Annotated in this window: 12 protein-coding genes and 1 tRNA gene; 7 read left to right on the top strand and 6 right to left on the bottom strand. The window is 58.3% G+C overall.

All coding sequences use genetic code 11. The annotated features are described in order from the left end of the window. Positions 1-27: 27 nt before the first annotated feature. Together PMI30_RS23235 and PMI30_RS23240 are read left to right on the top strand one after the other, a co-directional pair. Entirely contained in the window at positions 28-1,224 is a 1,197-nt protein-coding gene (locus PMI30_RS23235; RefSeq protein ID WP_008007188.1) for an amino acid aminotransferase, read from the top strand. A 232-nt stretch (positions 1,225-1,456) separates the two neighbouring features. After that, complete coding sequence (locus PMI30_RS23240; protein ID WP_007935214.1) at positions 1,457-1,657, top strand: hypothetical protein; 201 nt, start codon at positions 1,457-1,459, stop codon at positions 1,655-1,657. On the opposite strand, the gene PMI30_RS23245 is transcribed toward PMI30_RS23240, so the two are convergent. Further along, positions 1,654-1,884, bottom strand: coding sequence for a hypothetical protein (locus tag PMI30_RS23245; RefSeq protein WP_008007186.1), 231 nt, complete (start codon positions 1,882-1,884; stop codon positions 1,654-1,656). The two genes, PMI30_RS23240 and PMI30_RS23245, sit on opposite strands and share 4 nt — an antisense overlap. A gap of 226 nt (positions 1,885-2,110) precedes the next feature. Between PMI30_RS23245 and PMI30_RS23250 the strand changes: the two genes are divergently transcribed. Then, a tRNA-Asn gene (locus PMI30_RS23250) sits at positions 2,111-2,186 on the top strand. 1,013 nt (positions 2,187-3,199) lie between these two features. Here PMI30_RS23250 and PMI30_RS23255 read toward each other — a convergent pair. Further along, entirely contained in the window at positions 3,200-4,717 is a 1,518-nt protein-coding gene (locus PMI30_RS23255) for a nucleobase:cation symporter-2 family protein (RefSeq protein ID WP_008007182.1), read from the bottom strand. A 255-nt stretch (positions 4,718-4,972) separates the two neighbouring features. Here PMI30_RS23255 and PMI30_RS23260 point away from each other — a divergent pair, with 255 nt between their 5' ends. Next, positions 4,973-5,254, top strand: coding sequence for a BrnT family toxin (locus PMI30_RS23260; protein ID WP_008007179.1), 282 nt, complete (start codon positions 4,973-4,975; stop codon positions 5,252-5,254). 3 nt (positions 5,255-5,257) lie between these two features. After that, positions 5,258-5,602 (top strand): BrnA antitoxin family protein, encoded by a 345-nt coding sequence (locus PMI30_RS23265; protein ID WP_008007177.1) that lies wholly within the window; start codon positions 5,258-5,260, stop codon positions 5,600-5,602. Positions 5,603-5,675: 73 nt separating this feature from the next. On the opposite strand, the gene PMI30_RS23270 is transcribed toward PMI30_RS23265, so the two are convergent. From PMI30_RS23270 to PMI30_RS23280, 3 genes are all read right to left on the bottom strand, one after another. Further along, positions 5,676-6,515: an arylamine N-acetyltransferase family protein gene (locus tag PMI30_RS23270; RefSeq protein WP_008007175.1), complete on the bottom strand. Its 840-nt coding sequence runs from the start codon at positions 6,513-6,515 to the stop codon at positions 5,676-5,678. A 113-nt stretch (positions 6,516-6,628) separates the two neighbouring features. Further along, positions 6,629-7,423 carry an exodeoxyribonuclease III gene (locus tag PMI30_RS23275; RefSeq protein WP_008007173.1) on the bottom strand — a complete coding sequence of 265 codons (795 nt, stop codon included), beginning with the start codon at positions 7,421-7,423 and terminating at the stop codon, positions 6,629-6,631. A gap of 99 nt (positions 7,424-7,522) precedes the next feature. Continuing rightward, positions 7,523-10,093, bottom strand: a complete 2,571-nt coding sequence (locus tag PMI30_RS23280) for a bifunctional diguanylate cyclase/phosphodiesterase (protein WP_008007171.1) — start codon at positions 10,091-10,093, stop codon at positions 7,523-7,525. A 235-nt stretch (positions 10,094-10,328) separates the two neighbouring features. Between PMI30_RS23280 and PMI30_RS23285 the strand changes: the two genes are divergently transcribed. Next, the gene (locus PMI30_RS23285) at positions 10,329-10,913 is read left to right on the top strand and encodes a GNAT family N-acetyltransferase (protein ID WP_008007168.1); all 585 of its coding nucleotides are present in this window, start codon (positions 10,329-10,331) and stop codon (positions 10,911-10,913) included. A 124-nt stretch (positions 10,914-11,037) separates the two neighbouring features. After that, positions 11,038-11,361 carry a hypothetical protein gene (locus PMI30_RS30350; RefSeq protein WP_008007166.1) on the top strand — a complete coding sequence of 108 codons (324 nt, stop codon included), beginning with the start codon at positions 11,038-11,040 and terminating at the stop codon, positions 11,359-11,361. 108 nt (positions 11,362-11,469) lie between these two features. Here PMI30_RS30350 and PMI30_RS23290 read toward each other — a convergent pair whose 3' ends face one another. Next, on the bottom strand, positions 11,470-13,041 hold the full coding sequence (locus tag PMI30_RS23290) for a sensor domain-containing diguanylate cyclase (RefSeq protein ID WP_008007164.1): 1,572 nt from the start codon (positions 13,039-13,041) through the stop codon (positions 11,470-11,472). Positions 13,042-13,185 lie beyond the last annotated feature (144 nt).

Raw genomic sequence — 13,185 nt, 5'->3', positions numbered from 1 at the left:
CACACTCCATTCAGAGCCGCCGCAATAATGAGCCTGTTCTCCGCTGTCGAAATGGCACCACGCGATCCAATCCTGGGCCTCAACGAAGCATTCAATGCCGATACCCGTACCAACAAGGTCAACCTGGGGGTCGGTGTTTACTGCGACGAGGAGGGGCGAATTCCACTCCTGCGCGCCGTTGTCGAAGCCGAGACGATTCGCGCCGCTCAACACGTTTCCCGTGGCTACTTGCCGATCGACGGCATCGCCGCCTACGACCAGGCCGTGCAGAAACTGCTGTTCGGCAATGACTCGCCGCTGATCGCCGCTGGCCGGGTCATCACCACCCAAGCTGTCGGCGGTACTGGCGCGCTGAAGATCGGTGCTGACTTCCTCAAGCAACTGCTGCCGAACGCCGTCGTGGCGATCAGCGACCCGAGCTGGGAAAACCACCGCGCACTGTTCGAAACCGCCGGCTTCCCGGTGCAGAACTATCGCTACTACGACGCCGCCACCCACGACGTTAACCGTGCAGGCCTGCTCGAAGACCTGAACGCCCTGCCGTCCGGCTCCATCGTTGTGCTGCACGCTTGCTGCCACAACCCGACCGGCGTGGACTTGAGCCCGGCGGACTGGAAAAATGTGCTGGAAGTGGTCAAGGCCAAAGGTCACGTACCGTTCCTCGACATGGCCTACCAGGGCTTTGGCGACGGTATCGATGAAGACGCAGCTGCCGTGCGCCTGTTTGCTGAATCGGACCTGACCTTCTTCGTCTCGAGCTCGTTCTCCAAATCCTTCTCGCTGTACGGCGAGCGCGTTGGCGCCCTGTCGATCGTCAGCGAATCGAAAGAAGAAAGCGCGCGCGTGCTGTCGCAAGTCAAACGCGTGATCCGCACCAACTACTCCAACCCGCCGACCCACGGTGCAAGCATCGTCGCCGCTGTGCTGAACAGCCCGGTACTGCGTGCCCAGTGGGAAGAAGAACTGGCAGAAATGCGCCTGCGGATTCGCGGCATGCGCACCCAGATGGTCGATCTGCTGGCGAAAAACGCTCCACAGCGCGATTTCAGCTTCGTTGGTCGCCAGCGCGGCATGTTCTCCTACTCCGGCCTGACGGTTGAGCAGGTAACCCGTCTGCGCAGCGAGTTCGGCATCTACGCCCTGGACACCGGCCGTATCTGCGTTGCCGCGCTGAACCAGAGCAACATCGACGCCGTGACCAAGGCCATCGTTGCGGTGATCTGAGTGGTTGCGTGATATGAAAACGGGAAGCCATAGGGCTTCCCGTTTTTATTGGCCGCAGATAAATCTCAAAGCAGCAGCTGCGCCCTTTAAACTCCACACAAATTAAATGTGGGAGCGAGCCTGCTCGCGATAGCGGTCTTTCTGTCACATAGATACAAGATGTGCCGCCGCCATCGCGAGCAGGCTCGCTCCCACAGGTTTTATGTACACCCGAGAATTCTTGAGAACCCACATGAAAAACGATGACCTACGCGCCGACCGCGACGAGCTGGACCACTTCGTGCCCCGCTCTTCGGCCAAACGCGGTAATAACCTGGTGCTGCAAGTGGCTGCGGGCGTGTTCCTTGGCGGCCTGGCCTTGTGGCTGGTGCAACTGGCCGCCACGATGCTGTACGCCAAGCTGATGCTCGGCACCATTACCTTCGGCGGTTAAGCCAATTCGGTTGCACGCTGGCTGGCCGCGTCGTCATAGGCCACATAAAGCGACTCGGCCACCTGGCTTTTGATCGCCTTGGTGCTTTCCAGGCCCAAAACAAAACCTTCGGCCTTGCCGCCCGCCCGGTTCAATTCATCAGCGGTGCTGGCCTGAGTGATTGCGTCGAACAGTTTCTCGGCATGCGGGCCAACGCCTTTGGGCAGGCTGATCTGAGCGATGCTCATGCGAACACCCCGCTGTTTTGAGGTGTGAGGGTTGGGTGATTCATGACGCATACCTTTTCGGCTGAGGGCCGGCAGCGTGTGTCACCACTTCCGGGCGACCATGGTAGACCTCTACCGCGATTCTGGTAACCGTCAATGGCCGATAACCCCCCTCTGATCCGATGAAAACATCAAACTGCCAACAGAGGCTTGACTTCTCTTTTTGAATCAGTAACATAGGCGCCATTCCGCGATAGCTCAGTTGGTAGAGCAAGTGACTGTTAATCACTGGGTCCCTGGTTCGAGTCCAGGTCGTGGAGCCAGACAGCAAAATTGAAAAGCCCCTGAATCGAAAGGTTCAGGGGCTTTTTTGTGCCTAATGAAAAGACGAGACCCTTTGAATTTTGGCCTGACAGAGTAGGAAGTTTCCTGAATTTCCGTAGCCGAGTTTCAAGCCATCCTCTTACCCCTCGAAAACGTTGGGCTAGAGCGCCAGCAGCCACATCCATGATGGCCAAATGCGGACTGTGAGGCGACGAATTTGTGCGTTATGAATAGCGCCTTTCGCCTGCCGATAGCCTGGATTGTTCGCGTGTCAGAGTTACTCAAACTCAAGGAGAATGTCCTTGTCCCTCACCCCTCAGGCTCCTTGAGCTTTGGCACCCTGCCCACATGCCCAAGTTCGATTTACGGGGAGGTGAAATATTCCTGAGAGTTGGAATACACAAAGGAATAAACAGAGGGTTCGGTGTTAGACATGTATGGGAAGCCCACAAGCTTGATCTGGCAAAATATGGCTGCCACACCATCGATGATGTCGCCATTCACATAGCCAAAATGATCGTGCCTGGCGCTCCCATCTACTGCGAATTCAAAGATATGCGCGGAGACCACAGAGTTGCCGTCCTTAAGAATCCCACCGGCTCGCTCATTCTAGAACCAAGGAACGAGCGTCGAGGGTTCGGTTATTACGTCGTGACCTGGTACCCCAAAAGGCGCCGAAGGCACCTTGGTTGGCACCGTTGCCAAACCAGGCTCAAGAAAGTAAAAAGCAATGCAATAAAAAAGGCGCCCCAGAGGACGCCTTTTGAATATTTCGAGGAGTAGTCGCAGCGATTCTTTAGCTCCTGGCCACGAATGACCTTGGGTTCAGAATCCGACCGGCATGCCAGTCGTCACTACTTCAGAGGGAGCCAGCTTCTCTGCTGCCAACAAGATGGGGGGCCAATGCTGGAGGCCAAGCCCAAGGATGCGCAATTGCAGACCTCGAATTCAATTCTCAATCATGAGTGGAGCGAGTGTCAACCTGACTGACATCTGGATCGGTCACCCCCACTCAAACATGCTCACCGCTTTTCGCATGCGCCGCCCGCGGCTCGGCATGCCCATGCTCTGCCTCCACCACCGGAATCTCATTCCCGTCGCAGTCACGCAGCTTACCTTCGCTGAAGTAATCCCCTTCCCGCAATGCCGCCAGATCCTGATAACGCAGCACGCGCTCAGTACCGGCCGCGAATACCGATTGTTGATCCGAGTTGCCGGCGGTGAGGTGGTTGAAGGCCAGGTTCAGCACGATGGCCATGATCGCCGAGGAGCTGATGCCCGAGTGGAAGATCGTCGCGAACCAGCTAGGGAAGTGGTCGTAGAAGTTCGGTGCAGCGATGGGGATCATGCCGAAACCGATGGAGGTGGCGACGATGATCAGGTTGACGTTGTTGCGATAGTCAACCTTGGACAGCGTCCGAATGCCGCTGGCGGCGACAGTGCCGAACAGCACGATGCCGGCACCGCCGAGGACGGAGGTCGGCACGGCGGCGATGACCCGCCCCATGAACGGCAGCAATCCGAGCACCACCAGGAACACGCCGCCGGTGGCCACCACGAAACGGCTCTTGATCCCGGTTACCGCCACCAGCCCGACGTTCTGGGCGAAAGCGCTCTGGGTGAAAGAACCGAAGATCGGCGCGATCATGCTCGACAGCATGTCGGCGCGCAGGCCGTTGCCCAGGCGTTTGGAGTCGACTTTGGTGCCGATGATTTCACCGACCGCCAAGATATCGGCCGACGTTTCTACCAGGGTCACCATGATCACAATGCACATCGACAGGATCGCGGCGAAGTGGAAGGTCGGCATGCCGAAATGGAACGGTGCCGGGAAGCCGAACATCGGGCCTTGGGTGACGGACGAGAAATCCGCCATGCCGAGGAACACGGCGATGACTGTGCCGATGACCATGGCCAGCAGGATCGATAAACGGGAGATGGTCGCACTGCCGATCTTGCTGAGTAACAGCACCAGCACCAGCGTCACCGCCGCCAGGCCGATGTTTGCCATGCTGCCGAAGTCTGGGGCATGGCTGTTGCCGCCCATGGCCCAGCGTGCGGCCACCGGCATCAGCGTCAGGCCGATAGTGGTGATCACAATGCCCGTCACCAGCGGCGGAAAGAACTTGGTGATTCGTGAGAACACCGGCGTGATCAGCAAGCCGATCAGCGACGCGGCAATCACCGCCCCGAGAATCGACTGAAAGCCACCCTCCCCACCACTGCTGACAATCGCCACCATGGTCGCAACGCCAGAGAACGACACACCCTGTACCAGCGGCAACTGACAACCGAAAAACGGCAAACCCAGGGTTTGCAGCAACGTCGCCAACCCCCCTGCAAACAATGAAGCGGCAATCAACAATCCGATGTCCGCCGGCGAAAGCCCGGCCGCCTGGCCGATGATCAAAGGCACCGCGACGATACCGCCATACATGGTCAGAACGTGTTGCAGGCCGTAAGCCATATTCGCGCCGATCCCGAGATTCTCATCCTCAGGCCGTTGTTGTGAAACATGGGGCGTTTTCATGGTTGGGGGGTTCCCTGGTTTTTGTTGTGCGCACACTGTATTCAATAGTCAGAACAAATGTCTATAGAGTTGTATACAACTAACCAGTCAGATTATGGACAGATGTTCACGTTGCCCTTTATCCGTAGTGCCCCCAGCCTAAAAAACTCTTGAAATACATCCTCCCTCCCCTTTCCCTCCCCCACCGCTAATCTTTTGCTTTCCAAGCGACCGTCGGCACGGCCGCCTCTCGCTTATACATATAAAGTATGCATAATGAAGCCATTCGAAATTCAGTATCACAAGGCAAAGAACGCGGCCAACAAACTGAAGCATCAAGGTGTCGGTCTCGCCGAGACAGAACCTGTGTTTTATGACGAACGAGCCCTTACGTTTCAGGACAACCACCACGATGAGCAACGCTGGATCATCATGGGGCTGGATGCCAAAGGTCGCTTGCTGGTCGTTGCGTACACCTACCGCGACCCGAATTTCGTGCGAATCATTTCCGCGCGCATCGCCACCAAAAACGAGCGTCGCCACTATATGGAGGCTTGACCGATGAAAGATGAATACGACTTCAGCAACGCCAAGCGTGGAGCGATTGCCTCCAGCAAGGGCAAGACCCGAATCACCATCATGCTCGATGATGTCGTCATAGAGACCGCGCGCGCGCTGGCAGAAAGCGAGGGGTATGGCTATCAGACGGTGATCAACAACACCTTGCGCCAGGCATTGTTAAGCGATAAAGGCAAAGCGGCGAAGCCCGATCAGAACACTGCCGGTGTAAATGTCGGGCATTTGAAGAAAGGCATCACCGCCTCCGAGCTGAAAAGCCTGGAGAAAAAATTGTCAGAAGCCCTCAGCGAAATCCATCACGTGATGGAGCTTGAAGTTCGTTCCTAGGCACAAAACACCCATGCCTGGTCAGCAAAAGAAAAAGGGGCGAATTGATAAAATTCGCCCCTTTGCGTGGAGCTTAATTTGCCAGCGACACAGCCTCAATCAACCGCTCCAGCACCCGCTTCAACACTTCCTGCGCTGGCACTCGAATCCCGAATTCACTTTCCAGTAACCCGATCAACTCATCCACATCCGCCACCTGCCGCCGTTCGCTGTCGCTGCCCATGCGATGAATGGTAAAGCTGCCGTTAATCAATGTGCGTCGCCATCCCTCCCCCGTCCGCGCCACCATCAGTTGTTTCACGAAGGACGATTCGGGATGGGTCGAGACGTACCAGTTGCCGAGGGTGTAATCGATGTCTTCCTGACGTTGCAGATCGAAGATGTATATCGCCCGCCATTCACCGCCGACGTTGGCACGCAGGGTATAGCCGTCGGCGTGCGGTTCGATGCGATAGGGTTCGTGAGGGGTGAACTGCTCGGCTTCGGTATCCAGCATCAGCGGTGCGGTGGGCACCATGCCGCCGAAGCCGACGTCAGTGATGTAGCGCACGCCGTCGAGGGTTACCAGACTCAAGCGGTGCGTTCGGGCGGTCCATGCACCTTCGGGCTGACCCATGACCACGCGACCGGTGATCCCACGTGCGTCGAAACCCAATGTCTGAAGCAAGGCCAGGAACAGGTTGTTGAGTTCGTAGCAGTAACCACCGCGACCGTCGTGCAGGACTTTCTGCTCGATGGACGGCAGATCGATGAGCACCGGTTCGCCCAATAACGTGGTGAGGTTTTCAAACGGGAAGGCACCGGTGTGGCGCAGTTGCAGTTGGCGCAGGGTTTCCAGGGTCGGCGCCGGGGGCGCATCGAAACCCAGGCGTTGCAGGTACAGCGCAAGATTAGTCAGTCGTGTCTCACTCATCGCTCAATCCTTTATGCAGAGGTCCGCGGATCGCTCCGCCGATGGGCGCCATGTATAAGGGATAACGCGGTCGGACTGACAATTGATTTAGCCAATCGCCGCACACGCCAAGCCTATCGCCGCTTGCGCGAACCCAATCGAATCCATGTCGGCGCATGATCGCTGGCATGAGGTTCGTTGCGAACCCAGGCATCGACGCCCGCCTCTTGCAGGTAAGGGCTCAGTGCCGGGTTGAGCAACAGATGATCGATGCGCAACCCCGAGTTTTTCTGCCAGTGCTGCCGGAAATAATCCCAGAAGGTGTAGATCCGCTCCTCCGGATACAGATGACGCAGGGAATCGGTCCACCCCTGATCCAGCAACCGCTGAAAACACGCGCGACTCTCGGGTTGCAGCAGCGCATCCTTGAGCCAGGAGCGCGGGTTGTAGATGTCCAGATCGGTGGGCACCACGTTGTAATCGCCGGCCAGCACCACCGGATGGTCGCTGCTCTGGAGGTCCTTGGCGTGCGAGATCAGCCGCTCGAACCACGCTAGTTTGTAATCGAACTTCGGCCCTGGCTGCGGGTTGCCATTGGGCAGGTACAGACAACCCACCAGAACCCCGTGCACAGCAGCCTCGATGTAGCGGCTATGGGTATCGCTGTCATCACCCGGCAAACCGCGCCGGCTCTCCAACGGCTGCGCATCGCGCGCCAGAATCGCCACCCCGTTCCATGACACCTGGCCGCGCCAGACGGCGCCATACCCGGCCGCCTCCAGTTCGGCGACAGGGAATGCGCCGTCTACCGATTTGAGTTCTTGCAAACAGGCGATGTCTGGCTGCTCCCGCGCAAGCCAAGCCAGTAGATTCGGCAAGCGGGCGCACATGCCGTTGACGTTGAAGGTGGCGATTTTCAGGTTCTTCATGATCCGACGCTCGCAACGGATTGGGCGGTATCCAGTTGTGACCGGGGTGCGCCACGGCAGTTGCCGCGGCGAGCGAAACAGGCGACTAAAGGCGCGAGCTTACAGCGGGTGATCATCCCATGATGCTTTGAGCAACGGCAGCAGTGCATGCCTGTCCACCGGCCGACTGAGGTAAAACCCCTGCACTTCATGGCACTGGTCCGAGATCAGGAAGTCCAGTTGTTCCAGCGTCTCGACGCCCTCTGCGGTGACAGTCAGGCCCATGGCCTTGCCCAGGTTGATGATCGCCTGCACCACGGCGCGATCATTGCTGCCATTGCTCATGGACGCAATGAAGCGCTTGTCGATCTTGATCCCGTCGAACGGATACGTACGCAGATAACCCAGCGAAGAATAACCGGTGCCGAAGTCGTCCATGTTCAGCCGTACGCCCAATTCCTTGAGCGCATTCATGGTCGCCAGAGCGCCATCGACATCGATGAGCATTACGTTTTCCGTGATCTCCAGCTCCAGTCGACTGGCAGGCAAGCGGGTCTGGATCAACACCTCCCGTACGTCCTCGATCACATCGCTACGGGCAAATTGCACCGGCGACAGGTTGACCGACACCATCATCGCACCGGGCCAGGTCAAGGCCGTCTCGCACGCCTCGCGCAACACCCAGCGCCCTAATGGCACGATCAGATCGGTCTGCTCGGCCAATGGAATAAACGCGTCGGGGTTCAACAAGCCTTGCACTGGATGCTGCCAGCGCAACAGTGCTTCGACCGAGACGATCTGTTTGCCATCGACGTGATAACGCGGCTGGTAATGCATCACGAATTCGTTGTTCTTGATCGCCTGACGCAGGTCGCTTTCCAGTTGTCGGCGGTGCTGGATCTGCTCATTCATGTGCGGCGCAAAGTAGCACCAGGTCTTCTTGCCATTGGATTTGGCCTGATACAACGCGATATCGGCACAGCGAATCAGCTCTTCCGGAACATGCCCCTGGCGCCGACTCAGGGCGATACCGATGCTCGCGCCGATATGCAGCGTGTGGTGATCGTAATGAATCGGTTGATGCAGGCTGTCGAGCAAGCGCTCGCAAAAGCGGTCGATTTCCGCGTGGCTGTCCATGCCGTGGAGCACCAGCACGAACTCGTCGCCACCCAATCGGGCAACCAGATCGATGTCCCGCGTGCACTCGCGCAGACGAATGGCAACCTCCAGCAATACCGCATCGCCGGCCGGGTGGCCGAGGGAATCGTTGATCGGCTTGAAGTTATCCAGGTCGATCATCAACAGCGTCAACGCCGCCGACTGCTCTTTCAGTGCCAGCGCATCTTCGAGGTAACGCGCCAGTTTGTTGCGGTTCGGCAAGCCGGTCAGTGCGTCGTGCATCGACAAATGCTGGATCTGCGCATGGGCGGCGACTTCATCGGTGATGTCGCTGGCCGTCCCGCGAAAACCCAATAACGCGCCCTTGCGCTGGATCGGTCGCGCCGACACCCGACACACCCGTTGTTGCCCCGATTGATCACGGTAGGAACAGCGCAAGTGGCTGACGGCTTGCTCTTCATCGAGTTTGTTCAGCCACAGCGACAAGGGCGTTGTATCGCAATTGAGCAGTTGCCCGATGTTCTGCCCCAGCCATTGCTGATCGGAGAATCCGGTGACGGTGCTGAAGCGCCCCGACAGATACGTGAGGCAATGCTGCTCGTCGATTTCCCAGATCCAGTCGGACGCGGCTTCGGCCACCGCACGAAAACGTTCTTCACTGGCCTCAAGCGCCTGATTCGACAAATCGAGGCTGGTGTAACTGGCATCCACATGCCCGGACGTGCGCAGGACATATCGAAAGAAGTACGCCGTCAACAACGCCAGAATCAACAGCGCCCCGCCCAATGGCGGCAGCAACGACCAGAGCAATTGATGCCCCGGCCGCTCAAGCCGGGAAACCACGCTGTAACCGGTGCCAGCGAGGGCAACGGCCGGCTGGCCGGGTGCGATGGAGTCGTCGGGGGTCAGGTTCAAGTCATGCAAACCGTAATCGGCGCTCAAGGCGCTGAGCTTTTCAGGGGTCAACTGATCGACGTAGATCAGCACCGAAGTGCTTTGGGGATCGACCGCCGGGCGTTCATCATTGGGCACGATCGCGGCGGCCGTCAGCAGCGCCGGTTTACCCTCGAACAAGGTGTACCGACTGACAGGGCTGATCAGGCTTTCCTGGCTCTGGATCGCCTCGATGAGGGGCGCCATCGAGGTCGACAGATAGGCCGCTGCCTCTTGTTGCACCTGAAGCCCGCGCACTACGGCGTATTTGGTTCGCTGACGATCGATCACGAAAACGCCATCGTAGTGATCGATAGTGAACAGAGTTTTACCCACGTTCTGATCGACGTAGGCCCACTGCACATCGACCTTGTCGTTCAGGTGGTCGTAGGCGGTCGTCCAGTTGGCGTAGCTGGCGATGTAGTTTTTCGAGGCGGTGATGCGGTTATCAAGTGCGCGTTGCGTGTAGAACGTGGTTTTGCTCAGATCCTGGGCATCGAGCCGTGCGGCAATGCTGAACAGGGCCATCAGCGCGATCAACACCCCAACGACAAACAGCAGGCCGATGACGAACATCAGGTTGCGGGTAATCGGTGTATGACGCGCAGGTGCAGCGGTGGTAACGGCAATCAAATCCATGCACTTGTTCCTGTCAATCGATCGCCTTATCGGGTGAGACCGGCGGGGTCTGGTCTGTCGTCATGACAGCCAGGCTCTCCACTGACCATAGCAGCCCTGCCCGGTCACCGCCCCTGAATAACGCAAGTCATTGCCGCACTTGAAAAACCGAACACATCGCTATTGCCAATCGATGGACGCTGGCCTGTAATAGCACGCCTCACCCGCGCCTCTTTTCATGCAGAGAATGCCTGTCATGGACACACTGGAAGGTCAAAGAGTCAGCCTGCGCCCTTTGCAATTCAGCGATGCCGCCACGCTAGTCAATGCCGCGCGGGATGGCGAGTTGTGGAACCTGACGGTCACCGTAGTGCCCTCCTCGACAACCGTCGACAGCTACCTCAAAAAAGCCCTCGACGGCCGCGATACCGGTACCGTCCTGCCCTTTGTCATCGTGCTCAAGGATACCGGCGAAGTCATCGGCTCGACACGTTTCTGGAAAGTCGACCAGCTCAACCGCAAACTCGAAATCGGCAGCACCTGGATCTCGGCCAGTTGGCAGAAAACCTTCGTCAATACAGAAACCAAATACCTGATGCTGCGCTACGCCTTCGACGTGCTGGACTGCGTGCGGGTGCAATTCACCACCGACGAAAACAACCAGAAGTCACGCAACGCGATTCTCAGGCTGGGTGCGCAACAGGAAGGCATCGTGCGCCACGAACGGATCATGCCAGATGGACGCAAGCGCAACTCGGTACGGTTCAGCATCATTGATGACGAATGGCCGAAGGTGCGGGAGAGTCTCGAACAGAAGCTGACGGGTTATGGTCTTCGCTAATCACTGACGTATCGCCTCTTGACCAGGACCGGAAACTATCAGCCACTGGTCATCCACCCGGCACCAACCATCCTGCTCTCACACCAATATCAGGTAACGGCTCATTTTGTGGAGACGTACCCTGATGAACATCAGAATCACCTCACTGTTATTGGCAGGGCTGCTGGTCACGGCATCTGCCAACACCGTTGCGGCCGCTGAAGACGGCGCGGACGCCACCGGCACTAAGTTCGGCGGCATCAGCAGCTCGACGATGCCACCCGACAACACCCCCGGCTCGCCTGCGGGCGGGACAAGTTCGGACACCCATGGAAGCAGCGGCACAGGCACCGATGGCGGGGCCAGCGGTTCCGGCTCGGGTGCTGGAGGCGGCACGGGGTCTGCCGGTGGTGGCACCGGTGGCGCTGGCGGTGGGACGGGCAGTTCGACGCATAAAAGCAGGCCATGACATCAATATCGGACCTGTAGGAGCCAGGCTTGCCGGCGAAGGCGTCCTTGAGAGCGCCTTCGCCGGCAAGCCTGGCTCCTACGAAAAACGTTTATTCGCAGGAAAGTTTCAGCGGTCCGAGCGCATCAGCGCTTCGACGCCGCCTTCCATGGACAACACCGCCGAACGATTTCGCCCCGAATGCTTGGCCTGGTACAACGCTGCATCCGCGCGCTTGATCAACATTTCGGCACTGTCGTGCCCTGTCGGCACAAACGAATAACAGCCAAGGCTGACCGTCACGTAGCCCGTGGGTGAGCCGCTGTGGATGATGTTTTTGTCCATGACGCTGCGGCGGATTTGCTCGGCGATCGTCAGCGCACCATGGATGTCGGTGTCCGGCAGCAACACCGCAAACTCTTCACCACCGTAGCGCACCGCCAGATCGGCATTGCGGTGACAGCAACTCTTCAATGCTCGCGCCACTTCGGCCAGGCAATGGTCCCCCGCTACATGACCGTAGGTGTCGTTATAGCGCTTGAAATAATCGATATCGAGCATGATCAGGCTCAGCGGACTCGACCGCCGGGCGCCGCGCCCGAACTCGATCTCCAGCGCCCGTTCGAACAATCGACGGTTGGCCAACCCGGTCAGGCTGTCGTGGGTGGCGATCAATTCCAGGGTTTTCTGCGCCTCGCGCAAATCCGCCTCGATGCGCTCGCCCGCGCGCACCTGATGAACGAACACCCACCCGAACAATCCCACACCGAGGACGACCAGAGCGACGATCACACTGGATTGAATCGCCGTGTCGTACCAGTCCTTGAAGATCGCGCCCTCGGAAGATGCCGCCGCGACCACCACTGGATAGGCATCGAGCTGACGATAGCCATACAACCGGACGATGCCATCCACCACCGAGCCGATCATGGCGTTGCCCGATGTCGCGCTGGGCAAGAGTGTTTGAAAAATCTCGCCCTGAGCCAATGACGTGCCGATCTGCGATTCCACAAACGGCCGTCGCGCCAGCAGTGTCCCATCGGTCAACGCCAAAAACATCGAGCCGTTGTTATCGAGGCTGAAGCTTTTGAAGAACTGATCGAAGTACGACATCTTGATCCCGGCCAGCAACACCCCCTGGAAATTGCCGTCCTGGTCGTTTACCCGCCTGGACACCGGAATGATCCACTCGCCACTCTCCCGACTGCGAATCGCCGGGCCGATGTGTGCCAGGGACGACGTGTTTTGCTGGTGAAACCTGAAGTATTCGCGGTCTGCTGCACCTGGGCCATGGGGCAGGTTTTCGAACGACGTCACGACCCATTTCCCCTGCTTGTCGAACAGAAATATCCCGTGCAATTGATGCAGCGCCTGCACCCGCCGCGAGAAGGTTTTCTGCAAGCGTGGCGTCTGGGCAGCGTCGAAACCCTCAGCCTGAATCCAGTCCACCAGACTGGTCAGCACCAGATCGGCTTTCATGAACGTGTCTTCAGCCTGCTGCGCCATGGCCCGGGTCAGGTTCGACGAAGACACCTCGGCCAACGCCAGGTCGTGCCGACGCGACTGCTCCAGTTGCAGGTAAAGCAGCCCACAGAGGCACAGGCACACGGCCGCAATAAACAGCACCGCGGCTTTGAGCAGGGGCAGCCGCTTCAAGGCACCATCGGGCGCGTGGTGCGGATCGGGAATGGGGATAGGCAAAAGCGAGTCCTGAAAGGGTAAGGCATGGGCAGAGGCCCAAAACCCTTATTTTTTGTGAGCTTAGTCTACGGGGTTGTGCGGGGTAAATGCGCCTGACCGACAGAGATCGACTTCCCGACGAGTGAAATACGAAAACCGTCTCTG

Source organism: Pseudomonas sp. GM50 (genome assembly GCF_000282375.1).
Classification (GTDB): domain Bacteria; phylum Pseudomonadota; class Gammaproteobacteria; order Pseudomonadales; family Pseudomonadaceae; genus Aquipseudomonas.
Note: the sequence above shows the minus strand (reverse complement) of the source record. Positions and strands in the feature narration are given on the sequence as shown.